The organism is Enterobacter cloacae complex sp. 370H10 (assembly GCF_050031535.1).
GTDB classification, from domain to species: Bacteria; Pseudomonadota; Gammaproteobacteria; order Enterobacterales; family Enterobacteriaceae; genus Enterobacter; species Enterobacter intestinihominis.
Genome location: NZ_JBLGWG010000001.1, coordinates 505,196 through 529,749 on the forward strand (window position 1 = coordinate 505,196; position 24,554 = coordinate 529,749).

Consider the following 24,554-nt stretch of genomic DNA (forward strand, 5'->3'; position numbering starts at 1 on the left):
AGAGGACAACGACGTGCGATTTCCGAACCAACGTTTAGCGCAACTTTTCGATCTGTTGCAAAACGAGACGCTGCCGCAGGACGAGCTGGCGCAGCGGCTGTCGGTCTCCACGCGAACCGTCCGGGCGGATATCACCGCCCTGAACGCGCTGCTGGCCAGCCACGGCGCGCAGTTCATTTTGAGCCGGGGCAACGGCTATCAGCTCAAAATCAATGATGTGGTGCGCTATCAACAATTGCAGTCGTCCCACCCGCGCGCGCTGCGTATTCCGCGAACCGGACCTGAGCGCGTGCACTATCTGGTGGTGCGTTTTCTGACGTCAGCCTTTTCCATCAAGCTGGAGGATCTGGCCGATGAGTGGTTCGTCAGCCGGGCCACGTTGCAGAGCGACATGGTGGAAGTACGCGAGTGGTTCCACCGTTACAACCTGACGCTGGAAACCCGCCCGCGCCACGGCATGAAGCTGTTTGGCAGCGAGATGGCGATCCGCGCCTGCCTGACCGACCTCCTGTGGGAGCTGGCGCAGCAGGATAGCCTGAACCCGCTGGTGACCGACGTGGCGCTCAACGCGGGCGTGGCGGAAAAGATGGTCCCTGTCCTGCACGACGCGCTGACGCGCCATCACATTCGCCTGACCGATGAAGGCGAGCTGTTCCTGCGCTTGTACTGCGCGGTGTCGGTGCGGCGCATCAGCGAGGGGTATCCGCTGCCGGAATTCCACGCTGAAGACGTGGAAGAGAACGTACGCGAGGCGGCGAAAGATATCGCCGTGGCTATCCAGGAGCTGGCGGGCAAAGCGCTTTCACCATCGGAAGAGAGCTGGCTGTGCGTGCACATTGCGGCGCGGCAGATCCAGGAGATCGCCCCCAGCGCCATTAATGCTGACGACGACGAAGCCCTGGTCAACTATATCCTGCGCTACATCAACACCCACTATAACTACAACCTGTTGAGCGACGAGCAACTGCATGCAGATCTGCTCACGCACATCAAAACCATGATTACCCGCGTGCGGTATCAAATCATGATCCCCAATCCGCTGCTGGATAACATCAAGCAGCACTACCCGATGGCGTGGGATATGACCCTCGCGGCGGTGTCGAGCTGGGGCAAATACACGCCGTATGTGATCAGCGAAAACGAAATTGGTTTTCTGGTGCTGCATATCGGTGTCGGTCTGGAGCGCCACTACAACATCGGCTACCAGCGTCAGCCGCGCGTGCTGCTGGTATGTGACGCCGGTAACGCGATGGTGCGCATGATTGAGGCGGTGCTTCAGCGCAAATACCCGCAGATTGAGGTGACGCGCACGCTCACCCTGCGCGAGTACGAACTTGCCGATGCCATTGGCGAAGACTTCGTGATCTCCACCGCTCGCGTGAGCGAAAAATCCAAACCGGTGGTGATAATCGCCCCGTTCCCGACCGATTATCAGTTAGAGCAGATCGGCAAGCTGGTGCTGGTGGACCGTACCCGTCCGTGGATGCTGGAGAAATACTTCGACGCGGCCCATTTCCGCATTCTCGACAAGCCTGTCGACCAGCAAACGCTGTTCCGCGAACTGTGTGGGCAGCTTGAAAGTGAAGGCTTTGTCGGCGCTGAATTTCTGGAATCGGTTATCGAGCGTGAAGCTATCGTCAGCACTATGCTCGGCGACGGCATCGCGCTGCCGCACTCCCTCGGCCTGCTTGCGCAAAAAACGGTGGTCTACACCGTACTGGCGCCGCAGGGCATTCAGTGGGGAGATGAAACCGCCCATGTCATTTTTCTGCTCGCCATCAGCAAAAGCGAGTACGAAGAGGCAATGGCGATTTACGATATTTTTGTCACTTTCCTGCGTGAACGCGCGATGGCGCGCCTGTGCCAGTGCGAGGATTTTGCGGCGTTTAAGGCTGAGGCAATGGAGAGTGTGAGTCGGTTTTGACGTTCAGGCGGAAAGAGGATATCCGCCTTCATTCAACGCAGATGATGCACAACCTGGTTGCTGCTGCCGCGCCAGATAAGCATAGGATCTTTTAGATCCTGCACGAACTTGCCGTCGACCAGGACGTTAATCAGATCCACCACTTCCTTCTGCTGCGCATTCAGTTCATCCAGCTTGTAACCCGTCCAGACCCAGATGTCTTTTCCCGCGCACTCGCGGCGGATGCGTTTTACCAGCTTCAGGATCGCCGGCACGTTTTGCGGATGGAGCGGGTCGCCGCCGGAGAGCGAGATCCCCTGGCGTTTAATGCGCGTGTCGTTCAGGTCGTTGATGATGCGGTCTTCCATCTCAGCGGTAAACGGCATACCCGAGTTCAGGCGCCAGGTGCTTTTGTTATAGCAGCCGGGGCACTCGTGAACGCAGCCTGATACAAAGAGGGTGCAGCGGGTGCCGGGGCCGTTGACGATGTCGACGGGGTAGTACTGGTGATAGTTCATCGCGAATAACCACGCCGGGTGGCGCTGCGCTTACCCGGCCTACAAAAGAGAGCGGTCCGTAGGCCCGGTAAGCGCAGCGCCACCGGGCATTAACGTGGCAGCGGATTACCCGATCTGCCCATTTCCCAGATGTTTCACCCTGCGCTTCACCTCTTCCTGCTTACCGGCGTTAAACGGACGGGCGTCCGGGCTGCCGAGGTAGCCGCACACGCGGCGGGTTACGGAGACGCGGGCTGCATCGTGGTTACCGCATTTAGGGCAGGTGAAGCCTTTGCTGGTACACTCGAACTCACCGGTAAAGCCGCACTCGTAGCACTCGTCGATTGGCGTGTTGGTTCCGTAGTACGGAACGTGCTGATAGCTGTAATCCCACACGTCTTCCAGCGCCTTCAGGTTATGCTGAATGTTCGGGTACTCGCCGTAGCAGATAAAACCGCCGTTCGCGATGGGCGGATAGGCCGCTTCGAAGTCGATCTTGTCGTACGGGTTCACCTTCTTCTCCACATCGAGGTGGAAGCTGTTGGTGTAGTAACCTTTGTCGGTCACCCCTTCCACGATGCCGAACTCGGCGGTATCCAGACGGCAGAAGCGATCGCAGAGGTTTTCGCTCGGCGTGCTGTACAGGCTGAAACCGTAGCCGGTTTCCTCTTTCCACTGGTCTACCGCATCGCGCAGGCGCTGCACAATCGCGATACCTTTCTCACGCAGGGCGTCGTTGTCATAGATGTGCTTGTCGCCAAACAGCGCGTTAATGGTTTCGTGAATGCCGATATAGCCGAGAGAGATCGACGCGCGACCGTTTTTGAAGATCTCCGACACATCATCATCCGCCTTCAGGCGCACGCCGCAGGCCCCTTCCATATAGAGAATTGGCGCGACGCGGGCTTTCACCCCTTCAAGGCGGGCGATGCGGGTCATCAGCGCCTTACGTGCCAGCTGTAAACGTTCATCCAGCAGCGCCCAGAAGGCCGCTTCATTACCTTTGGCTTCCAGCGCGATGCGCGGCAGGTTCAGGCTGATGACGCCCAGGTTGTTGCGCCCGTCGTGGATCTGCTCGCCGTTCTCATCCTCGTACACGCCGAGGAAGCTGCGACAGCCCATTGGCGTTTTAAACGAACCTGTGACTTTTACCACCTGGTCGTAGTTCAGAATGTCCGGGTACATACGCTTGCTCGCGCACTCCAGCGCCAGCTGTTTGATGTCGTAGTTCGGATCGCCAAACTTGTGGTTCAGGCCGTCGCGAATGGCGAACACCAGTTTCGGGAACACCGCCGTTTTACGGTTTTTACCGAGGCCGGAGATACGGTTACGCAGAATAGACTGCTGGATCAGGCGTGATTCCCAGCTGGTTCCGAGGCCAAACCCGAAGGTCACAAACGGCGTCTGGCCGTTGGCGGTGTGCAGCGTGTTTACTTCATATTCCAGCGACTGGAACGCGTCGTAGCACTCTTTCTCGGTGCGGGAACGGGCATAACCGTCGGCGTCCGGGATCTGCCACTCTTCCGCCGTTTTACGGTGTTTGTTGAAGCTCTCGGTCACGAACGGGGCCAACACTTCATCGATGCGGTTAATGGTGGTGCCGCCATAGATGTGGCTCGCCACCTGGGCGATGATCTGCGCCGTGACCGCCGTCGCGGTGGAGATGGATTTCGGCGGCTCAATCTCGGCGTTACCCATTTTAAAACCCTGGGTCAGCATGCCTTTCAGGTCGATCAGCATGCAGTTAAACATCGGGAAGAACGGCGAGTAGTCGAGATCGTGGTAGTGGATCTCACCGCGCTCGTGCGCCGAGACTACATCGCGCGGCAGCAGGTGCTGGCGGGCATAGTGCTTGGCGACGATACCGGCCAGCAGGTCGCGCTGGGTCGGGATCACTTTGCTGTCTTTATTGGCATTTTCATTGAGCAGCGACGAGTTGGTTTGCTCTACCAGGCCGCGGATCTCCTGGTTCAGGCGACCGCGTTTCTCACGCTGGACGTCACGGTCGTGACGATACTCAATGTAGGCGCGCGCCAGCTGCTTGTACGGACCAGACATCAGCTGGTTTTCAACCGCGGTCTGGATCTCGTTAATATCCACCTGGCTGCGTTCGTGCATCTGGCTGCTAACGACTTCTGCGACGGTGGCGCAGTAATCTGCGTCATCGACTCCCGCTGCTTTAGCTGCACGCAGAATGGCTTCTTTGATGCGCTCTGATTTAAACGGCACTTTACAGCCATCACGTTTCATCACATGCGGTGTCATGATCACTCCATTTTAAAAACAGGTTATCCACAGAGGTGGAGAAGTATTCACCTGGCGTATTCCTCGCCGCGGCAAAGACTTCCCGCGTGCCCAGCCCGTGTTATCCACAATTCCGGCCAGCGTAAGCGCCGTCTTGTTGTTGGAATAGTAGACGATAAATACAAGATGTTGGGTCGGCGTGCATTTTAAGTGCTACATATAGTGATTTGCATCAAACATGTTTGCGATTTTTTTGATGCAGGACAAAGTAAAAAGACGAGAGTACAAACGGCGGGCGCTGGGGCAATTGTAAAGACGCGAAGGAAAAATCTGATTAATTATTCAACAAAAACAGCAAAGTAAGCCGGACACGGCATCGTGCCCGGCGGAGGAATTACTGCTTTAACCACCACACGGCTTCAAACGGACGAAGCATTGAGGTTTGAGGGGCGGGGTAGTTGCTTATCACCACCTGCGACTCGCCGCTGAGAGCGTCCGCTTGCCATTCCTGAGGCAAATGGCTCAGGTTCGCCACCACCATCAGCGTTTGCCCCTGCCACTGGCGGCGATAGCACCACAGGGAAGGGTGGTCAGGCAGGAGATCCTCATAATCCCCCCACGTCAGTACCGGCAGGGTTTTGCGCAGGCTAATCAGCGACTGATAGGTGTAGAACACCGAATCGGGGTCGTCCAGCGCCGCGCGGACATTCACGGTTTCGTAGTTGTCGCAAACGCCAATCCACGGCTCGGCCTCGGTAAAGCCCGCATTGTGCGAGGCGTCCCACTGCATCGGCGTGCGCCCATTATCACGTGACTTACTCGCCAGAATCGCCAGCAGTTCATCCGTATCGCGGCCGTTAGCCCGCTGTTCGGCGAACATATTCAGGCTTTCTACGTCGCGGTAGTCGGTGATACGGCTGAAATGCGGGTTGGTCATGCCCAGCTCTTCACCCTGATAGATATACGGCGTGCCCTGCATCCCGTGCAGCACCATACCGAGCATTTTCGCCGCCGCCACGCGGTGTTCCCCTTCGTCACCAAAGCGTGACACGATGCGCGGCTGGTCATGGTTACACCAGAACAGCGCGTTCCAGGCTTTGTTGTGCATCCCCTGCTGCCAGTGGCGGAAAAGGGTTTTCAGCGCCACAAAATCCGGCTTCGCAAGCGTCCACTTTTCGCCGCCGGGGTAGTCGACCTTCAGATGATGGAAGTTAAAGGTCATCGACAGCTCGCGCCCGTCGAGCGACGCATACTGCTGACAGTTCTCCAGCGAGGTGGAGGACATCTCGCCCACCGTCATCAGGTTGCGCGGCGTAAAGACATCCCGGCTCATCTCCTGGAGATATTCGTGGATGCGCGGCCCGTCAGTGTAGAAACGGCGACCGTCGCCGAGGGTATCGTCCGGGAAATCCTGATCTTTTGAAATCAGATTAATCACGTCCAGACGCAAGCCGTCCACGCCGCGATCGGCCCAGAACTCGCACACTTTTTTCAGCTCGGCGCGCACCGCCGGTTTTTCCCAGTTGAGATCCGCCTGCTCCGGTGCGAACAGGTGCAGATAATACTGTTCGCTTTCGGCGTGCCAGCGCCAGGCGTTGCCGCCAAATTTGGAGCGCCAGTTGTTGGGAAGCGTATCCGGCGTACCGTCCCGCCAGATATAGAACTGGCGGTACGGACTCGCTTTATCCAGCGACTCGCGGAACCAGGCGTGCTGCGTGGACGTGTGGTTAAAGACCATATCCAGCACGATGCGGATACCGCGTTCATGCGCCCGGGCAACCAGTTCGTCAAAGTCGTCCAGCGTGCCGTAGGTCGGGTCAATGGCAGTGTAGTTCGCCACGTCGTAACCGTTATCCACCTGCGGCGAGATATAAAACGGCGTCAGCCAGATAGCGTCAATGCCGAGGGTTTTCAGGTAGTCCAGGCGCTGCGTTACGCCGCGTAGATCGCCGGTGCCGCTGCCGGTGGTATCCTGAAAACTCTTTGGGTAAATCTGATAGATAACGCCGTTCTGCCACCAGTGAGGAAGGGTATTCATAGTACGTTCCTGCAAATGCGAAGGGGCGCAACTGCGCCCCGAAAAAGGGAATTAAACAATCTGCAACGTGCCCTGACGGAACTTACGCTGGTAAACCACGGTAGTCAGCGCCATTGGGATGATAATCGCCACCGCCATCGCCAGCGCAAATACCTGCCAGAATGAAGGCTGAATGGAGAGGATACCCGGCAGGCCGCCGACGCCAATCCCGTTTGCCATTACGCCGTTCAGGCCGCACAGCAAGCCCGCCAGACCGGAGCCGATCATCGCGCAGAGCATCGGGAAGCGATATTTCAGGTTGATACCGTACATCGCCGGTTCAGTGACGCCGAGGTAGGCGGAGATAGCAGCCGGAACGGATATCTCACGCTCGTTGTGCTTACGGCTGACGATGATAATGCCGGTTACAGCGGAGGCCTGCGCAATGTTAGACAGGGCGATGATCGGCCAGACCGGCGTGCCGCCGAGGCTCTGGATCATCTGCATATCGATCGCCAGCGTGGTCTGGTGCACGCCGGTGATCACCAGCGGAGCGTACAGGAAGCCGAACAGTGCGGCGCCAATCGGTGCGAAGCTGCCGGTCATCAGGTGACGGACCGCGAGGGCCACGCCGTCGCCAATCATGCGGCCAAACGGACCGATAAAGGCATGCGCCAGGAACACCGCCAGGATCAGCGAGCAGACCGGGACCACCACCAGATAGAGGTAATCCGGCACGATGCGCTTCAGACGCGTCTCAATAAAGCCCAGCGCCAGACCCGCCAGCAATGCCGGGATAACCTGCGCCTGGTAGCCCACTTTGGCGATGGTAAACAGGCCGAAGTTCCACACCTCTGGCGTTTGCTGACCAAGTAAGTAAGCGTTCATTAACTGCGGAGAGACCAGCGTCACGCCGAGTACGATTCCGAGAATGGGCGTTCCGCCCATCTTGCGCACCGCTGACCAGCAGATCCCGACCGGCAGATAGAAGAAGATGGCTTCGCCAATCAGCCACAGGAAGTCATAGATGCTTTGCAGCGCCGGGTACATCTGCGCCAGGGTTTTGCCGTCGCTCATTGGCACATCGCCGATGACGTTACGGAAGCCCAGAATTAAGCCCCCGCTGATCAGCGCCGGCAGCAGTGGGAAGAAGATCTCCGCAAAATGGGAAATCAGCTGCTCATGCCATTTCATATTCTGGCGCGCTGCCTTCTTCGCCTGCTCTTTATCGGCGGAAGAGTGCCCGGTAGTCGCCAGCAGAGCCTGATAGTAATCGCCCACTTCGGTACCAATCACCACCTGGAACTGCCCGGCGTTGGTGAAGCAGCCTTTAACCATTTTCAACTCTTCAATGGCTTTCGGATTGGCTTTGGCCGGATCGTTCAGCACGAAGCGCAGGCGGGTAATGCAATGGCTGACGGTGGCGATGTTCTCGCGTCCGCCGACCAGGACGATCAGCTGATCGATATCGGCTTGTTTAACTTTACTCATCATGAAACCTCATGACAGATGGTGAAAGGGGTTATGACCTGTGCGCAAGCCTACTCCTTCAACGTGACGGCGAAAATGGGAACGTTCCCGAAATCGGGCGAAGATCACAATAATCCATTCAAAAAAATTATGAGAGGCGGGCTGGAATAACGATCTGACGGGGCTCGGTACGCCCGGTAATTTGCTCGATCAGCTGCGCGGCAGCCTGCCGGCCAGACTCGGCATAACCCGGGTCAACGCTGATAATCTCCGGGTGTAAGAACTTCATCAGCGGCGTGCTTCCCACGCTCGCTAACTGCAGCTCCCCGATGCGTTGTTCCTGCAAATATTTGCTCGCACCCAATGCAAGGGTATCCGTGGCGCACACCAGGGCGGTGGTTTGTGCAGTCAGCACGCTGGCGACCTGCTCATATCCCTGTTTCATACCCAGTCCAGGCAGCGCGGCCACGGCGGGGAGATTGTTTTTTTTACAAAACGCCAGGTACGCTTCATGGCGACGCTTGCCGGTGGTGATGTCGGCATGCGGCACGCCGAGATAGCTGATATGCCGATGGCCCTGCTCATACAGGCGCTGCATCAGGATCACGATTGCCCCTTCGTCATCGTAACAGACAGAGGCAAACCCGCTGGCGTCGCGCGCCAGCAGCACCAGAGACGGCTGCCAGGGTTTAAGCATGTCCTCTTTAAGGCCGGTAAACCCGAACAGCACTACGCCATCAATGTTGCGGCGCTGAAGCATACCGAGATGCTCCTCCACCATTTGCGCGGAAAACTTACTCTCCATCATGATCGGATCGTAGCCCTGCTCGTAGAACGCGGGCAGCATCGTCTGTACGGCGAGGTTTTCGGAGAGGGAATCCAGACGCGAGACAATAATGGCGACCACTTTATCGCTCTGCCCGCGCATGGCACGCGCGGAGCGGGAAGGGGAAAAACCGTGCTGATTCATCACCGCCTCGACGCGCTCGCGTGTGCGCTCGCTGACACCGCTTTCGTTGTTAAGCACGCGTGAGACGGTCGATTTCCCCACGCCGCTTAAACGCGCGATGTCTTTAATCGTAAGGCGGTTCTGCATGCTGTATTCCCTGTAACAACGATAAAATAATCAGTTGAGCCTAATGCTATCCTGCGAATTCGCTATGGGCAAAGTCTGGTTTACGTGCGGTTTATTTACGAGGGGGTATCATACCGCCCGAATAGTCACAAAAGGTATGGTTAAATCCTTATACTGCGCGACGACACCCCATTTTTAACTTACCGGAGGCCACATGGATCCCGATCCCACACCTCTCCTGACCAGGAGAAAACCTTCTTTCCGGTAAGCCAGCCTTTTGCTGTCTCACCGGCGTGAGGCAGCAACGTTCATACGTTCCTGCTTGATAAATTAAGTGCCTGACAGGTACGGCTCTGCCATGCCTGCGGGAAAACTGCGTCCGCCTTTGCGGATGCGGGGGAATGACTATGCTGAAAAATATCACCCGGCAGCTGTTCGCGCAGCTGAGCCGCCACCTGCCACATCGCCTGATTGCGCGCGATCCGCTGCCAAATGCCAACACCCTGGCGGGCGCGGAAATCCCCGCTTCCCTGACCGAGCGCTGCCTGAACGTGGCGGCGATGGATGAAAACGAAGTCTGGCGCGCCTTTGGCGGCCACCCGGAAGGGCTGAACGCGCAAGAAGTGTCAAAAATCCGCGAGGAACATGGCGATAACCAGATCCCGGCGCAAAAACCCTCTCCCTGGTGGGTCCACCTGTGGCTCTGCTACCGCAATCCGTTCAACCTGCTGCTGACGGTGCTCGGGATTATCTCTTACGCCACTGAAGATCTGTTTGCCGCAGGCGTAATTGCCCTGATGGTGGGGATCTCCACGCTGCTTAACTTTATTCAGGAAGCGCGCTCCACCAAAGCGGCGGATGCGCTGAAAGCGATGGTCAGCAATACTGCCACCGTGTCGCGTGTGATTAACGACCTCGGCGAAAACGCCTGGATTGAACTGCCCATTGACCAGCTGGTGCCGGGCGATCTGGTGAAGCTGGCGGCGGGGGACATGATCCCGGCGGATTTACGCATCATCCAGGCGCGGGATCTGTTCGTCGCGCAGGCGTCCCTCACCGGTGAATCCCTGCCCGTAGAGAAAGTGGCGCGGACCCGCGATCCGCAGCAGATGAACCCGCTGGAATGCGACACCCTGTGCTTTATGGGCACCACGGTGGTCAGCGGCACGGCGCAGGCCATTGTCACCGCTACCGGCGGCAACACCTGGTTTGGGCAGCTTGCCGGACGCGTCAGCGAGCAGGAGAGCGAGCCGAACGCATTCCAGAAAGGCATTGGCCGCGTCAGCATGCTGCTGATCCGCTTTATGATGGTCATGACGCCGATTGTCCTGCTGATCAACGGCTACACCAAAGGTGACTGGTGGGAAGCGGCGCTGTTCGCCCTCTCCGTGGCCGTTGGCTTAACGCCGGAAATGCTGCCGATGATTGTCACCTCCACGCTGGCGCGCGGGGCGGTCAAACTCTCTAAACAAAAGGTGATCGTCAAACACCTCGACGCCATCCAGAACTTTGGCGCGATGGACATTCTTTGCACCGATAAAACCGGCACCCTGACCCAGGACAAAATCGTGCTGGAGAACCACACCGATATCGCCGGAAAGACCAGCGAACGGGTGCTGTACAGCGCGTGGCTGAACAGTCACTACCAGACAGGGCTGAAAAACCTGCTCGACGTGGCGGTGCTGGAAGGTGTGGATGAAGAGTCTGCCCGCATGCTCTCCGGCCGCTGGCAGAAGGTGGACGAAATTCCGTTCGACTTTGAACGGCGCCGCATGTCGGTGGTGGTCAGCGAGCAGCCGGACGTACATCAGCTGATCTGCAAAGGGGCATTGCAGGAGATCCTGAATGTTTCCACGCAGGTGCGTCATAACGGCGAGATCGTGCCGCTGGATGAGACCATGCTGCGCCGCATCAAACGCGTCACCGATAACCTGAACCGTCAGGGGTTGCGCGTGGTGGCGGTAGCAAGCAAGTTCCTGCCCGCGCGGGAAGGGGACTACCAGCGTATCGATGAATCCGATTTGATCCTCGAGGGTTACATCGCATTCCTCGATCCGCCGAAAGAGACCACCGCGCCGGCGCTGAAAGCGCTGAAAGCGAGCGGGATCACCGTCAAAATCCTGACCGGCGACAGCGAGCTGGTGGCGGCCAAAGTGTGCCACGAAGTGGGCCTGGACGCGGGCGACGTCGTGGTGGGGAGCGACATTGAGCACCTGTCCGACGATGAGCTGGCCGAGCTTGCCCTGCGCACCACGCTGTTTGCCCGCCTGACGCCGATGCATAAAGAACGCATCGTCACTCTGCTGCGTCGTGAAGGGCACGTGGTGGGCTTTATGGGCGACGGCATCAACGATGCGCCAGCCCTGCGTGCGGCGGATATCGGTATCTCCGTGGACGGCGCGGTGGATATCGCCCGCGAGGCGGCAGATATCATTCTGCTGGAAAAGAGCCTGATGGTGCTGGAGGAGGGCGTCATCGAAGGGCGTCGCACCTTCGCCAATATGCTCAAATACATCAAAATGACCGCCAGCTCCAACTTCGGTAACGTCTTCAGCGTGCTGGTGGCGAGCGCCTTCCTGCCGTTCCTGCCGATGCTGCCGCTGCACCTGCTGATTCAGAACCTGATGTACGATGTCTCTCAGGTCGCCATCCCGTTTGATAACGTGGACGACGAGCAGATCCAGAAGCCGCAGCGCTGGAACCCCGCCGATCTGGGGCGCTTTATGCTGTTCTTTGGGCCGATCAGCTCCATCTTTGACATTCTGACCTTCTGCCTGATGTGGTTTGTGTTCCACGCCAACACCCCGGAACACCAGACGCTGTTCCAGTCCGGCTGGTTCGTGGTGGGGCTGCTGTCCCAGACCCTGATTGTGCATATGATCCGCACCCGCCGCATTCCGTTTATCCAGAGCCGTGCCGCATGGCCGCTGATCGTGATGACGGGCATTGTGATGGCGCTCGGGATCGCGCTGCCGTTCTCGCCGCTTGCAAGTTACCTGCAACTTCAGGCGCTGCCGCTGAGCTACTTCCCGTGGCTGGTGGCGATCCTCGCGGGTTACATGGTGCTGACGCAGATGGTCAAAGGATTCTATAGCCGTCGGTATGGATGGCAGTAACGGCAAGCCCGGTGGCGCTGCGCTTACCGGGCCTACGATCCGAACGTAGGCCGGGTAAGGCGAAGCCGCCACCCGGCAGCTGGCTTTCCTCCCAAATTCAACAACCTGTGATCTCCGTCGGCGCATTCGCTTGACGACAATTTGAGCGCATGTTAACAGAATGTTTTGCCTTTATTTGGCCCGTCAGATAAGGAACATTCATGTTACGGTACAGCCTCTTAACCGCCGGGCTCATGCTCGGCGCCTCCGCCTTTGCCGCCCCGGCAGGCGACCTTCCCTTAATGCCCTGGCCTGCGAAGGTTGAACGCCCGACCACGCAGGGTGCGCTGGTGCTTAACAATCAACTCACCGTGAGCGTCAGCGGCGACGATCTGGGGGATGCGGTCAACCGCCTGCGCCAGCGCATCGCCCTGCAAACTGGCTGGACGCTACAGCCGCAGGCCGAAAAACCTGACAAGCCAACCATCCGTATTTCCATCGCTAAAAAAGTGAAGCCGCAGCCGCTGCCGGACAGCGATGAGAGCTATAAACTCACGGTGGACGCCAACGGCGTAAATATCTCCGCCAACACCCGCTTCGGCGCGCTGCGCGCCATGGAAACCTTGCTCCAGCTGATGCAGAATGGCGCCGAAAACACCTCGATTCCGTGGGTTACCATTGAAGATTCGCCGCGCTTCCCGTGGCGCGGGCTGCTGCTCGATTCAGCGCGCCATTTCATCCCGTTACCCGATATCAAACGCCAGATCGACGGCATGGCCGCGGCTAAGCTCAACGTCCTGCACTGGCATTTGACGGACGATCAGGGCTGGCGCTTTACCTCGAAGCGTTATCCAAAATTAACCCAGCTTGCCAGCGATGGGCTGTTCTACACCCCGGAGCAGATGCGCGAGATTGTGCGTTACGCTGCCGAGCGCGGCATACGCGTGGTGCCGGAAATTGATATGCCGGGCCACGCCTCGGCGATTGCCGTCGCCTACCCGGAGCTGATGAGCGCGCCGGGGCCGTACGCCATGGAGCGCCACTGGGGCGTGCTTAAGCCAGTGCTGGATCCCACCAAAGAGGCGACCTATACCTTTGCCGACGCGATGGTCAGCGAACTGGCGGCGATCTTCCCGGATCCGTATCTGCATATTGGCGGCGATGAGGTTGACGACAGCCAGTGGAAAGCGAACGCTGCGATCCAGAGATTCATGCGCGACAACAAACTGGCGGACAGCCATGCGTTGCAGGCGTATTTCAACCGCAAGCTGGAGACGATCCTTGAGAAGCACCACCGGCAGATGGTTGGCTGGGATGAGATCTACCATCCCGATCTGCCGAAAAGCATTCTGATCCAGTCCTGGCAGGGACAGGACGCGCTGGGGCAGGTGGCGCAGAACGGCTATAAGGGCATTCTTTCTACCGGTTTCTACCTCGATCAGCCGCAATCCACCGCCTACCACTACCGCAATGAAATTGTGCCGCAGGGGTTGAACGGCGTGGATGTGATAGCAGACACCGACAGCGTCCAGAGCTGGGCTTTCTCGATGCCGCGTCTGAAAGGCAAGCCGGTGGAAGGCAGCTTTACGCTGGTGAAAGGCGATGCTGGCTGGCGCGGATTCATTGATTTTGCCGGGAAATCGCGTCGGGCGGTGGATAACATTCAGTGGCGGGACGACAATCAGGTAACGTTTACCGTTGATACCTGGATGGGTGAAACGCGTCCGGTCGTTTCTGTTGAGAACGATAAGCTCAGCGGCTATTTCCTGGTGGGTAACGCCCGCTACCCGATTAGCGGCACGCGTCTGGACGAGGTGCCGAAAGGCGTTCCGCCGGTGGTGCCGGACCCGGCGAACGAGGCCAATCTGCTCGGCGGTGAAGCCGCGCTGTGGGCGGAAAACGTGGTCGCGCCAGTGCTGGATATCCGTCTGTGGCCGCGCGCCTTTACGGTGGCGGAGCGGCTTTGGTCGGCGAAGGACGTCAACGACATCGACAACATGTATACCCGGCTACAGGCGATGGACAGCTGGTCCACGTTATCGGTTGGGCTACAGCAGCATACCCAGCAGCAGATACAGTTCACGCGCCTCGCTAATAATGCGGATACCTTGCCGCTGCAAATCCTCGCCCAGGCGCTTGAACCGGCGCAGTATTACACTCGTCAGCATCTTAAGTTCCAGGCTGGAAACTATCATCAGTTTGAGCCGCTCAACCGGCTCGCTGACGCGCTAAACGCGGAAAGTGCGACCGTGCGTCAGATGAATAAATGGGCTGATCGTCTGGTGAGCGATGCGGAAGACACGGAGAGCGCCGACGCGCTGCGCCACGTCTTTAACCGCTGGCAGAACAACACCAGCGACGTGCTGGCCTTGAGCGAAAACAGCTATCAGTTGAAGGCCATCAAACCGGTGATTCAGGAGGTGGACAAGCTGGCCTCGATTGGCCTGCGGCTGACGGATCTGGTGGCACGTCAGGGAACGCTGGATGATAAAGAGATCGCGTCGATCCAGAGCGAACTGGATAACGCGGCGAAAATCCAGGACGAAGTGGTGATTGCGGCGGTGTACCCGCTGGAAACGCTGCTCAGAGCGACGCGGAATCAGTAGTAAAGAACCCTCTCCCCTTTGGGGAGAGGGTTAGGGTGAGGGGTAAGGTTTTTCCACTCAGTTCTTCAACACCCACGCCTCTTTCCAGTGCGCGCCAACGCCAGGCTCAAACTGGTTTGCGGTTGGGCTGTACTGCACGCAGTAGCCGCTGTACGGGAAAGGCTTACATTCGTAGGTCTTACCGTCTTTTGGCTGTAGTACCACGGTGCCTGCTTTGTACGAGGCGATATTGTCCGGGAAGGTAAAGTCGTGGTGGCCGGTGCTGTCCGCAGCCGCATCGCTTTCCAGCATCAGGTTCAGCACGTCCTGGGCGAACATCGTGCCGTCTTTATTGGTCGCGTAGTATTTCAGCATATGGTGTCCCGCCGTCACGTCAGTCAGCGTCATGGTCACGTCCTGATTGACGTTGTTCATGTCCTGCTTCAGGTAACCTTTTTCCGCACCGTGGTGGTTCATCACGTGTGCTTCAAAATTAACGTCACCCTGCGTGTTGACGTGGAAGGTGACGGTCGCGTTGCCATGTTCGATTTTGCTGTATTGCAGATCGGAAACGGCGATGGTCTCGCTCACCTGCGCTTTTTGCTCTTCATAGGAGATGGCAACGGATTTCAGCGTGCTGCCCTCTTTCACGAATACGCTGTTGGCGCCGTGAACCGGGCTGATGTCACCGGCTTCATCTTTAACACCGACGCGGACATCGCTCTGAGCGGTGTTGATCTTCTGCGCCAGATCGTAAGACCACTGGTTAGCGTCGCCTTGTTCAGCAGAGCCGATGGTCATTTCGGTACGCATGGCGGTCACTTCACCGTTGGCGTCGAAGAAGCGTGCGATAACCTTATCGCCCACGTTCAGGTTATTACCGGCAATCTGGCCGCTCAGGGTTTTGCTCCATTCGGAAACAATCGCAGGCGTTTCATCCGGGGTAACGTTGCCACCATTCCCGAAATCAACGTCAATGGCCTGATAAAAGCTATTTGAGGTGTCCGCAATTTCCCACACGCCGTAAATAACCTGGTACCCCGTACGCGCAGGAACATTGCAAGTCATAGATTTTGTTACGGCTGGTGCCTGACTATTTCCGTTGATCGTACAGAATGGAGTTAATTCAAATTGATCGCGAGTCAGCGGCTTATTTGGATCCCAGTTTTGTTTGGTGATGTAATAGCGCCAGTTAGTGGTTTTATGCGGTGCAGTATGATGCCAGACGAACTCATGCGGGCCTGCCGTTATTGGGTTTTTGGTCCAGGCATTCAGGCTTTGCTTATCCAGCTGAGAATACTGGGAAATACCTGCACTGGCGAGCTGGCCGTCCGGCGGCATAGCGCCGGTCGGGAAACCGGAAGTTTTTTCCACGCTCTGCGGTTCATACTGTACAGCGCCGCAATCAATATTTTGGCCAAGCTTACACATATAGGCGCGGCTGGCTGGTGATTCAATATAGCCGTGAGCAAATGCCGACGATGCAACGGTCACTGTCGCGAGGGCAAGTGCAATTTTTGAAAGTTTCATTACTCATCCATTATTAGAGAATATTACCGGGTGGAGAAGCTTAATAATGGACGGTGCGATTTGTCATTTTATATGGAGAGTAAAAATAGTCGAAATAAAAAGGACAGCTAAGCTGCCCTTTCTTAATTGAATTGAATTAGCGACGTACGGCAATCGCTTCAATTTCAATTTTCACGTCTTTTGGCAGACGCGCCACTTCCACGCAAGAGCGAGCCGGGAAGGTCGCGTTGTGCTCGGTGAAGAACGCTTCGTAAGTGGCGTTAACGGTCGCGAAATCATTCAGATCTTTCACGAACACGGTGGTTTTGACGATATCGCCCACTTTCAGACCGGCAGATTCCACGATCGCCTGCACGTTTTCCAGCGACTGACGCGCCTGCGCCGCTACGTCGGCTGGCACTTCACCGGTTTTTGGGTTCACCGGGATCTGACCAGAAGTGATGATCATGCTGCCCAGATCAACGCCCTGAACGTATGGGCCGATAGCCGCTGGTGCATTTTCCGTCGCGAGTACTTTGCTCATTTTTTCTCCAGAATTACAGCGTTAAGAATGTTCCCGGCCATTATAACAGCCGGGATTTCATTACCAACCTCAATTAGTTGGCCAGCACCACATAATGAGAAAACTCTTTTTCGCAGTATTTGCATTTGAGTGCGATGTCATTGGCGCGTTTTTTCACTGCGAAACTGGAGGAAACCGGCTCAGCATGACTGATGCAGTTGCTGTTCGGGCAGACCAGCACGCTTTCGATGCGATCCGGCAGGCTTGGGCGGGATTTGCCCACCACGTCGTAATCGTCGATGCGGTTAACCGTGGCGTCCGGCGCGTACAGCGACAGCTGGTTAACCTGCTCGTCGGTCAGGAAGGTGTTCTCGATTTTGATCAGGTCTTTACGGCCCATTTCGCCCGACGGCAGGTTCAGGCCGATGGTGATGCGCTGGTCGGTTTCGGTCAGTTTGAACAGCGTCAGCAGTTTAAAGCCCACCTGCGCAGGGATGTGGTCAATCACGGTGCCACGCTTGATGGCTTCAACCTGGAGTTTGTTATCGTGTGTCATGGTCGTCTCCCCTTACAGAGCTAATTCGCGATTCAGAACCAGTGCCAGTAACGCCTGGCGAGCGAAGATGCCGTTTCCAGCCTGCTGGAAGTACCAGGCGTGCGGCGTTTTGTCCACGTCTGTGGTGATCTCATCGATGCGCGGCAGCGGGTGCAGCACCTTCATATTGTCACGCGCGCCTTCAAGGTCGCTGGCGCGCAGCACGAACTGCGCCTTCACGTTGGCGTACTCGGACGGATCCAGACGCTCTTTCTGCACGCGGGTCATGTAGAGAATATCCACGTTGCCCATCACCTCTTCGATACTGGCGTGCAGGCTCCACGCGATGCCTTTCTCGTCCAGCATGTCGAGAATGTACTGCGGCATCGCCAGCGCGTCCGGCGCGATAAAGAAGAAGCGGTTGCCGTTAAATTTCGCCAGCGCCTGGGTCAGGGAGTGGACGGTGCGGCCATATTTCAGGTCGCCGACCATGGCGATGTTCAGGTTCTCAAGCGTGCCCTGCGTCTCCTGAATGGTGAACAGATCCAGCAGGGTCTGCGTCGGATGCTGGTTGGCGCCGTCACCGGCGTTCAGTACCGGAATGCCGCCGGAAAACTCGGTCGCCAGACGCGCCGCGCCCTCCTGCGGGTGGCGCATCACAATCGCGTCAACGTAGGTACTGATAACCGAAATGGTATCCGCCAGGGTCTCGCCTTTTTTGCCCAGCGACGTGTTGCTGCTGTCCGAGAAGCCCACCACGCTCGCGCCCAGACGGTGCATGGAGGTTTCGAAGGAGAGGCGGGTGCGGGTCGAGGCTTCGAAGAAGCAGCTTGCAATCACCTTGTGCTTCAACAGCTCCGGTTGCGGATTGGCCTTCAGTTTTGCCGCGGTTTCCAGAACCAGTTCCAGCTCTTCGCGGCTGAGGTCGTTTATGGAAATGATGTGTTTTTGATAAAGCGGATTCATGTTTATCTCCTGACGCCGGGCAAAAAAAAGCCCCTCAAATGAGGGGCTCTGGGAATAGGTTTAGCAACGGGAAGAAAAACGGCAGGCCAGCGTCTGATTTCAGACGCGGTAAGACGTTATGTCGTACACGCTTGACCATGCTTCCTCCCGGCAAATTGTCGGGCATTATACGCAGCTCGCTTTTGGGATCAAGCGATTTAATGCACGCTTTACTCAATGCAAACGGTTCTTTGTGAATATTAATGCGTTCTGAGTAAATAATTAATTTGCTTATGCACCAGCGCGGTGCGCTTCACTACGCGGGGCGCGACCCAGACAATACTGCTCCCGGCCACTACACCTAAAATTTCCGGTAACTGGTGATAATCCAGAATACGCGCCACCGCGCGGCCATATCCGGCGACGGTATGGATAAGGATAAATTCGCTGTTGTGCTCCACGCTCACCACCATTTCAGAGACCGTACGCGCCGCGTCGGGGGCCGGGCGCAGCTGGGGATTCAGCGAATAAATCTTTAGCCCTTTGGCATTGCGAATTTTTATGACACCAAGCAACTTGAGCAGACGTGAAACGGTGGACTGGCTGATGGTCTCAAAACCACGCTCCTGTAAGTCACGGCGGATCTCTTCCTGGGAGAGATAGCTCTTTTCCGCGATCAGACGCTGGCAGACCGTTAGCTGTAGTTGCTCTTTGGGAGAGTACTCTTCGTAATCCATCATAGTTCCCATATCAGTTCCCGAAATAACCGGTGGCACCGCACCGATCCGTAGGCCGGATAAGCGCAGCGCCATCCGGCAAATCACAACAAAGCGCCCAGGCTTAACGCCACCATAATCACCACCGTTAAAATCCCCAGCAGCGGCGCGACCCATTTCAGATAACGCACGTAGGGCACGCGGGCGATAGCCAGCCCGCCCATCACGACGGCAGAGGTGGGAGTGATCAGGTTGACGATGCCGGACGCCGACTGGTAAGCCGTAACCACCAGGTCGCGGTTGACGTTAGCGAAATCGGCAAGGGGCGCCATGATCGGCATCGTCAGAACGGCCAGGCCGGACGAAGAAGGCACAAGAAACGACAGCACCACTTCCAGCCAGTACATCACGTTGATGAACGCCACCGTCGACAATCCGGTGACCATTCCCTCGGCGCTGTGCAAAATGGTGTGGGTAATCATGCCCTTATCCATGATCACTACGATACCGCGCGCGATGCCAATTATCAGCGCGACGCCCAGCAAATCTCGCGCGCCGTTGATAAAGGTTGAGGTCAGCTCCTCTTCGCTCATGCGGGCGATCAGCCCGACAATAATGGCACTGGCGAGGAACACCGCCGAAATCTCCGCCATCCACCAGCCCAGCACCGCCACGCCGTAGATCATCACCGCGAAGGCGAGGGCGAAGATCACCAGGATGAGTTTGCGCACCGGGGTAAATTCCAGCGACTGCTCGCCCTTGTTACCGAGAAAGTGGGCGAGATTTTCTTCCTGCTTATCCGCCACGATCGACAGCGACGGATCCTTGCGCACCTTGCGGGCGTAGCGCATTACCCACGCCACGCAGATGATCCAGCCGATCACCAGCAGCGCGATGCGTAGCATGATGCCGTTGGTGAAGGGGATCCCGGCGGCGTTGGCGGCGATCACCGTGGCGAACGGGTTGATGGTGGATCCGAGCGTGCCGATCCCCGCGCCGAGCAGCACGGTAGAAGCCGCAACCACCGGATCGAACCGCGCTGCCAGCATCACCGGCACAAGTAAGGTATAGAAGGGTAGCGACTCTTCGGCCATGCCGTAAATCGTGCCGCCGGCGGCAAACAGCGCCATCAGGATCGGGATCATCCACTCTTCGCGGCCGCGCAGTCGGGTGGTGACGCGCTCGATCCCGGCGTCTATCGCCCCGGTTTTAGTGACGATCCCGAGGAATCCCCCGATGATCAGAATAAACAGCGCCACGTCGATCGCCCCGGCCTGGCCGGACTCCGGATCGTACAGCCCGGCAATCGGCGCCATCAGCACGGAGACGAGCCCCTGCGGGTGCGCTGCCACGTGCGCGTAAGTGCCAGCAACCGGCACTTCTTTGCCGAGCGCCTCGTTCATCGCCATATGGTACTGCCCGGCCGGAACAATCCACGTCAGCACGGCAACCACGGCAATCAGAAAAAAGAGAATGGTATAAGCGGAGGGAAATTTGAACTTGCCCATGATGTTCTCCTGAACCCGGCGCACCCCGCGGCGCGCCGGGCGGTGATTAGTCGCCGAGTGTCGCCACCATGACCGCTTTAATGGTGTGCATGCGGTTCTCTGCTTCGTCGAAGACGATGGAGTTCGGGGATTCAAAGACCTCTTCCGTCACCTCCAGCCCCTTCAGGCCGTACGCCATCTCGATTTCGCGGCCCACTTTGGTATGTTCGTTGTGGAACGCCGGCAGGCAGTGCATGAACTTGACGTTCGGGTTACCGGTGGCCTTCATCACGTCCGCATTAATCTGATACGGCTTCATCAGGCTAACGCGCTCGGCCCACGCCTCCTTCGGCTCGCCCATTGAAACCCACACGTCGGTGTAGAGGAAATCGGTGCCCTGCACGCCTTCTTCCACATCGTCGGTGAGGGTGATGCGCGCGCCGGTCTCTTTGGCGATGGCGCGGCACTGCTCAACCAGCCCGGCCTCCGGCCAGAAGGATTTCGGCGCCACAAGGCGGATATCCATCCCCATTTTGGCCGCGCCGACCATCAGCGAATTACCCATGTTGTTGCGCGCGTCGCCGAGGTAAGCAAAGCTCAGCTCCGGCAGTGTTTTGCCCGGAGAGTGCTCCAGCATAGTCATCAGGTCGGCAAGGATTTGCGTGGGGTGGAACTCGTCGGTCAGGCCGTTCCACACCGGCACTCCCGCGTATTCGCCCAGCTCCTCAACGATGGCCTGGCCGTAGCCGCGATACTCGATGCCGTCATACATGCGGCCCAGCACGCGCGCGGTGTCCTTCATCGACTCTTTGTGGCCAATCTGCGAGCCGCTTGGGCCGAGGTAGGTGACCTGCGCGCCCTGGTCGAACGCGCCCACTTCAAAGGCGCAGCGGGTGCGGGTGGAGGTTTTTTCAAAGATCAGGGCGATGTTTTTCCCGACCAGGGTTTGCTTTTCGCGCCCGGCTTTTTTGGCCGCCTTCAGCTCGATGGCGAGGTCGATCAGGTACTGGATCTCCGCCGGGGTGTAGTCCAGCAGTTTCAGGAAGTTGCGGTTTTTCAGGTTGATGGTCATGGGTAAATCCTTTTTAAAATTAATGTCTAAGACCTTACCCCTCACCCCAGCCTTCTCCCCAAAGGGGAGAGGGTGTAATCGTCCCCTCTCCCCTTTGGGGAGAGGGTTAGGGTGAGGGGAAATGGGTGCTCAGTTACGAATCAACGTGCCTTTATCGCCCGCCAGGATCTCCGCGCCGTCGGCCAGCGCGCCGATCCCGGCAATGCCGTTGCAGGCTTCAACAAACTCGCGGCAGGCGGCCACTTTTGGCCCCATCGATCCGGCGTCGAACTGCATGCCTCTGAGCAGTTCCGGCGTGACCTGCGCCAGCGGGCGCTGGGTCGGCTTGCCCCAGTCGAGGTACACTGCGTCGGCATCGGTGAGGATCAGCAGGGCATCGGCCTCGATCTGCCGCGCCAGCAGAGCGGCGGAGAGGTCTTTGTCGATCACCGCCTCAATGCCGCGATAACCGTTGGCGTTTTCCACCACCGGCACGCCGCCGCCGCCGTTGCAGATGACCAGGTGGTCGCGCTGAATAAGCGCCGTAATGGCGTCGCTCTCCACGATGCGCTTCGGCTGCGGAGAGGGCACCACGCGGCGGAAATAGGCCCCGTCGACCTTGAACACCCAGCCTTTTTCCGCAGCCAGCGCTTTCGCCTGGGCTTCGCTGTAGACCGGGCCGATGTACTTGGTCGGGTTGCTGAACGCCGGGTCGGCGGCGTCCACTTCCACCTGCGTGAGCAGGACGCTCACCTCGCGCTGGGGCAGATTGTTTTTCAGCGCCTGCTGGAGCATGTAGCCGATCATTCCCTGGCTTTCTGCACCAAGAACGTCCAGCGGGTAGGGGGTGACTTTGTCGTAGGCGCTGTTTTGCAGCGCCAGCAGCCCGACCTGCGGGCCGTTGCCGTGCACCAGCACCACGCGCCATTGCTCCGTTAAGCCTGCGATGGTGCGGGCGGCCTGCTCGATGTTCTGGCGCTGGATGTCCGCTTCCAGCGGCTCGCCGCGCTTGAGCAGCGCGTTGCCGCCAAGGGCCACAACCAGAGTGGGTTTTCGTTCCATGATGGCTCCTTTAAATTCCGTCGCGTTCCAGTGGGCAGCTCATGCAGCGCGCGCCGCCGCGACCGCGCCCCAGCTCGTCGCCCGGGATCGGCAGCACGGTGATGCCCGCCTTGTCGTATTTCTCGTTGGTCCAGACGTTGCGCTCGTAGCCGATCACCACGCCCGGACGGATGGTCAGGACGTTGTTGGCGTCGTTCCACTGCTCGCGTTCGGCTTCAAAGGCATCGCCGCCGGTGGTGATCAGGCGCACCTGGTTAATGCCGAGGGCTTTTTCGATGGCGTGCAGCAGGTCGGTTTCCTGGGTACGCAGCAGGCCGCCGCGTCCGTCCGGGGTGAGCGTCCAGCACTGGGCGTCCTTGCGCACCACTTCCGGGTAAACGGAGAAAGTGTCCACGTCTATGTGGGTCATCACGGTGTCGAGGTGCATGCAGGAGCGGTGTTTTGGCAGCTCAACGGCGATCACGCGTTCGGCCTGGCGATGTTTAAACAGGCTGTTGGCGAGGAACTCCACGCCCTGCGGCGTCGTGCGCTCTGACATGCCGATCAATACCGCCCCGCGGCCAATCACTAATACGTCGCCGCCTTCCAGGGTGGCGTGGTCGTAATTAATATTCTCGTCGCCGAAATACTTAATAAACTCGCCATCGGCAAATGCGGGGTGCCAGCGATATATTGCGCGCAGATTATTGGTTTCGCGCTGACGGGCCGGTTTCGCCATCGGATTAATGGATACGCCGTTATAAATCCAGCAGGAGGTATCGCGGGTAAATAAGTGGTTCGGCAGCGGCTTCATAATAAAATCATTCGCCGTGTGGGTATCGACCACCATATTTTTAATAGCTGCCGGAATTTCACCGTAGGTTAATCCGCCGCTTAATCTGCGCGCCAGTTCGCGGTGCGGCATATCCGCCAGCCAGCCGCGGACGTCGCTGGCAAAGGCTGGGCCGAGGCGGTAGTCGGAGATTTGTGTTTCAAGAAGCCAGGCTTTTGCTTCCGCAATATCAAGCGTTTGCGTAAGAAGGTCGGTCAATAGCAGGACTTCCACACCCTGCTCGCGCAGCGTGTTTGCGAAGATATCATGCTCCTCTCCCGCCCGCTCAACCGAGAGCACGTCATCAAATAACAGCTCCTGACAATTCGATGGCGTTAAACGTTTAAGACTTAAATTAGGACGGTGCAGCATAACGCTACGCAATTGACCAATTTCAGAACCGACGTAATGCTTTTCCATAATTATTCCTTTAACTTTTTTTCAGAATAAAAAGGGCATGCGCCATGTGATGTGTTTAATTTCATGGCGGCTAAGCTCAATTGATTTCGTGATTCATAGTAGGCGCTTAAATAATGGTTATTGTGACGCTGCTCACGCGAAAACCGATATTGAGCAGTTTATTTTCAATTGCATGATTCGTATCAGATAATGATTAATTTCATATTATTACGGGATGAATAGCTAAGCAGGAACGGGTGGCAATATTTGAGGTTGTTATTGTTTTGTAGAATTACATGCTTTGAAATATTTAGTTATGCCGTTGATTTTAATGAATAAAATTTTGCCTCGAGAATAACTATGCAATAATGACAGTTAACTATTTTTCACTTAAGAGAAATCGATAAATAATTATGGGGTTTTAAAGGAAATAACCGAAGTGATAAAGTGTGATGCAACAACAGGTTTTGTGAGTTACGTTTTAAATTCAGCGAGTTAGATAAGTTGCGTAAAGCTTAGGAAATGAGGTTATGCATAATGACTGCATAAATGCCTTTTTGTAATTAACAGTGAATTAACACATTTTCCGATAAACATGCGCTGGCGCAAATCTTGTCTAAAAAGGGCTGG

The 24,554-nt window shown here is 57.3% G+C and carries 18 protein-coding genes and 1 pseudogene; 4 read left to right on the top strand and 15 right to left on the bottom strand.

All coding sequences use genetic code 11. From position 1 onward, the window contains the following. The first annotated feature begins 13 nt into the window (after window positions 1–13). Window positions 14–1,924 (top strand): BglG family transcription antiterminator, encoded by a 1,911-nt coding sequence (locus tag ACQG2Q_RS02460; protein ID WP_063849840.1) that lies wholly within the window; start codon window positions 14–16, stop codon window positions 1,922–1,924. A gap of 32 nt (window positions 1,925–1,956) precedes the next feature. Here ACQG2Q_RS02460 and nrdG read toward each other — a convergent pair whose 3' ends face one another. From nrdG to treR, 5 genes are all read right to left on the bottom strand, one after another. Next, window positions 1,957–2,421, bottom strand: coding sequence for an anaerobic ribonucleoside-triphosphate reductase-activating protein (gene nrdG / locus ACQG2Q_RS02465; RefSeq protein ID WP_022646867.1), 465 nt, complete (start codon window positions 2,419–2,421; stop codon window positions 1,957–1,959). Window positions 2,422–2,526: 105 nt separating this feature from the next. Further along, a complete protein-coding gene (gene nrdD, locus ACQG2Q_RS02470) occupies window positions 2,527–4,665 on the bottom strand; it encodes an anaerobic ribonucleoside-triphosphate reductase (RefSeq protein WP_022646868.1) in 2,139 nt (712 codons plus the stop codon). A 373-nt stretch (window positions 4,666–5,038) separates the two neighbouring features. Next, on the bottom strand, window positions 5,039–6,682 hold the full coding sequence (gene treC / locus ACQG2Q_RS02475) for an alpha,alpha-phosphotrehalase (protein WP_063849841.1): 1,644 nt from the start codon (window positions 6,680–6,682) through the stop codon (window positions 5,039–5,041). Window positions 6,683–6,733: 51 nt separating this feature from the next. Then, window positions 6,734–8,152, bottom strand: a complete 1,419-nt coding sequence (treB, locus tag ACQG2Q_RS02480) for a PTS trehalose transporter subunit IIBC (RefSeq protein WP_063849871.1) — start codon at window positions 8,150–8,152, stop codon at window positions 6,734–6,736. A gap of 127 nt (window positions 8,153–8,279) precedes the next feature. Then, the gene (gene treR, locus ACQG2Q_RS02485; RefSeq protein ID WP_022646876.1) at window positions 8,280–9,227 is read right to left on the bottom strand and encodes a trehalose operon repressor TreR; all 948 of its coding nucleotides are present in this window, start codon (window positions 9,225–9,227) and stop codon (window positions 8,280–8,282) included. Window positions 9,228–9,613: 386 nt separating this feature from the next. Here treR and mgtA point away from each other — a divergent pair, with 386 nt between their 5' ends. Both mgtA and ACQG2Q_RS02495 read left to right on the top strand, forming a co-directional pair. After that, window positions 9,614–12,322: a magnesium-translocating P-type ATPase gene (gene mgtA, locus ACQG2Q_RS02490; RefSeq protein WP_022646877.1), complete on the top strand. Its 2,709-nt coding sequence runs from the start codon at window positions 9,614–9,616 to the stop codon at window positions 12,320–12,322. A 200-nt stretch (window positions 12,323–12,522) separates the two neighbouring features. Next, complete coding sequence (locus tag ACQG2Q_RS02495) at window positions 12,523–14,907, top strand: beta-N-acetylhexosaminidase (RefSeq protein WP_063849842.1); 2,385 nt, start codon at window positions 12,523–12,525, stop codon at window positions 14,905–14,907. A gap of 57 nt (window positions 14,908–14,964) precedes the next feature. Here the strand turns inward: ACQG2Q_RS02495 and gbpA are convergent, their stop codons facing one another. The 5 genes from gbpA to ACQG2Q_RS02520 form a co-directional block, all read right to left on the bottom strand. Beyond that, a complete protein-coding gene (gene gbpA / locus ACQG2Q_RS02500) occupies window positions 14,965–16,416 on the bottom strand; it encodes an N-acetylglucosamine-binding protein GbpA (protein WP_032625241.1) in 1,452 nt (483 codons plus the stop codon). A 136-nt stretch (window positions 16,417–16,552) separates the two neighbouring features. After that, window positions 16,553–16,939: a 2-iminobutanoate/2-iminopropanoate deaminase gene (ridA, locus tag ACQG2Q_RS02505; RefSeq protein WP_003863373.1), complete on the bottom strand. Its 387-nt coding sequence runs from the start codon at window positions 16,937–16,939 to the stop codon at window positions 16,553–16,555. Between the two features lie 73 nt (window positions 16,940–17,012). After that, window positions 17,013–17,474 carry an aspartate carbamoyltransferase regulatory subunit gene (pyrI, locus tag ACQG2Q_RS02510; protein WP_003863370.1) on the bottom strand — a complete coding sequence of 154 codons (462 nt, stop codon included), beginning with the start codon at window positions 17,472–17,474 and terminating at the stop codon, window positions 17,013–17,015. Between the two features lie 12 nt (window positions 17,475–17,486). Continuing rightward, entirely contained in the window at window positions 17,487–18,419 is a 933-nt protein-coding gene (gene pyrB, locus ACQG2Q_RS02515) for an aspartate carbamoyltransferase (RefSeq protein ID WP_003863368.1), read from the bottom strand. A gap of 34 nt (window positions 18,420–18,453) precedes the next feature. After that, complete coding sequence (locus ACQG2Q_RS02520) at window positions 18,454–18,558, bottom strand: pyrBI operon leader peptide (protein WP_022646880.1); 105 nt, start codon at window positions 18,556–18,558, stop codon at window positions 18,454–18,456. Here ACQG2Q_RS02520 and ACQG2Q_RS02525 point away from each other — a divergent pair. Continuing rightward, window positions 18,538–18,655, top strand: a pseudogene (locus ACQG2Q_RS02525) (hypothetical protein). The gene ACQG2Q_RS02520 and the pseudogene ACQG2Q_RS02525 sit on opposite strands and share 21 nt — an antisense overlap. Before the next feature lie 3 nt (window positions 18,656–18,658). Here ACQG2Q_RS02525 and ACQG2Q_RS02530 read toward each other — a convergent pair. From ACQG2Q_RS02530 to arcA, 5 genes are all read right to left on the bottom strand, one after another. Continuing rightward, window positions 18,659–19,138 carry an arginine repressor gene (locus tag ACQG2Q_RS02530; RefSeq protein ID WP_003863366.1) on the bottom strand — a complete coding sequence of 160 codons (480 nt, stop codon included), beginning with the start codon at window positions 19,136–19,138 and terminating at the stop codon, window positions 18,659–18,661. Window positions 19,139–19,218: 80 nt separating this feature from the next. Beyond that, window positions 19,219–20,622 carry a YfcC family protein gene (locus ACQG2Q_RS02535; protein WP_022646882.1) on the bottom strand — a complete coding sequence of 468 codons (1,404 nt, stop codon included), beginning with the start codon at window positions 20,620–20,622 and terminating at the stop codon, window positions 19,219–19,221. A 46-nt stretch (window positions 20,623–20,668) separates the two neighbouring features. Continuing rightward, window positions 20,669–21,673, bottom strand: a complete 1,005-nt coding sequence (gene argF / locus ACQG2Q_RS02540) for an ornithine carbamoyltransferase (protein ID WP_003863360.1) — start codon at window positions 21,671–21,673, stop codon at window positions 20,669–20,671. Between the two features lie 129 nt (window positions 21,674–21,802). After that, window positions 21,803–22,714: a carbamate kinase gene (arcC, locus tag ACQG2Q_RS02545; RefSeq protein ID WP_063849843.1), complete on the bottom strand. Its 912-nt coding sequence runs from the start codon at window positions 22,712–22,714 to the stop codon at window positions 21,803–21,805. A 10-nt stretch (window positions 22,715–22,724) separates the two neighbouring features. Further along, entirely contained in the window at window positions 22,725–23,945 is a 1,221-nt protein-coding gene (gene arcA, locus ACQG2Q_RS02550) for an arginine deiminase (protein ID WP_023299194.1), read from the bottom strand. Between the last annotated feature and the right edge of the window lie 609 nt (window positions 23,946–24,554).

Coding starts and splice junctions, on each gene's coding strand:
- mgtA (WP_022646877.1), top strand. CDS start 9,614: ATGCTGAAAAATATCACCCGGCAGCTGTTCGCGCAGCTGAGCCGCCAC.
- treR (WP_022646876.1), bottom strand. CDS start 9,227: ATGCAGAACCGCCTTACGATTAAAGACATCGCGCGTTTAAGCGGCGTG.
- treC (WP_063849841.1), bottom strand. CDS start 6,682: ATGAATACCCTTCCTCACTGGTGGCAGAACGGCGTTATCTATCAGATT.
- ACQG2Q_RS02535 (WP_022646882.1), bottom strand. CDS start 20,622: ATGGGCAAGTTCAAATTTCCCTCCGCTTATACCATTCTCTTTTTTCTG.
- argF (WP_003863360.1), bottom strand. CDS start 21,673: ATGACCATCAACCTGAAAAACCGCAACTTCCTGAAACTGCTGGACTAC.
- ACQG2Q_RS02495 (WP_063849842.1), top strand. CDS start 12,523: ATGTTACGGTACAGCCTCTTAACCGCCGGGCTCATGCTCGGCGCCTCC.
- pyrB (WP_003863368.1), bottom strand. CDS start 18,419: ATGAATCCGCTTTATCAAAAACACATCATTTCCATAAACGACCTCAGC.
- ACQG2Q_RS02530 (WP_003863366.1), bottom strand. CDS start 19,138: ATGATGGATTACGAAGAGTACTCTCCCAAAGAGCAACTACAGCTAACG.
- arcA (WP_023299194.1), bottom strand. CDS start 23,945: ATGGAAAAGCATTACGTCGGTTCTGAAATTGGTCAATTGCGTAGCGTT.
- gbpA (WP_032625241.1), bottom strand. CDS start 16,416: ATGAAACTTTCAAAAATTGCACTTGCCCTCGCGACAGTGACCGTTGCA.
- arcC (WP_063849843.1), bottom strand. CDS start 22,714: ATGGAACGAAAACCCACTCTGGTTGTGGCCCTTGGCGGCAACGCGCTG.
- ACQG2Q_RS02520 (WP_022646880.1), bottom strand. CDS start 18,558: ATGGTCAAGCGTGTACGACATAACGTCTTACCGCGTCTGAAATCAGAC.
- treB (WP_063849871.1), bottom strand. CDS start 8,152: ATGAGTAAAGTTAAACAAGCCGATATCGATCAGCTGATCGTCCTGGTC.
- nrdD (WP_022646868.1), bottom strand. CDS start 4,665: ATGACACCGCATGTGATGAAACGTGATGGCTGTAAAGTGCCGTTTAAA.
- pyrI (WP_003863370.1), bottom strand. CDS start 17,474: ATGACACACGATAACAAACTCCAGGTTGAAGCCATCAAGCGTGGCACC.
- nrdG (WP_022646867.1), bottom strand. CDS start 2,421: ATGAACTATCACCAGTACTACCCCGTCGACATCGTCAACGGCCCCGGC.
- ridA (WP_003863373.1), bottom strand. CDS start 16,939: ATGAGCAAAGTACTCGCGACGGAAAATGCACCAGCGGCTATCGGCCCA.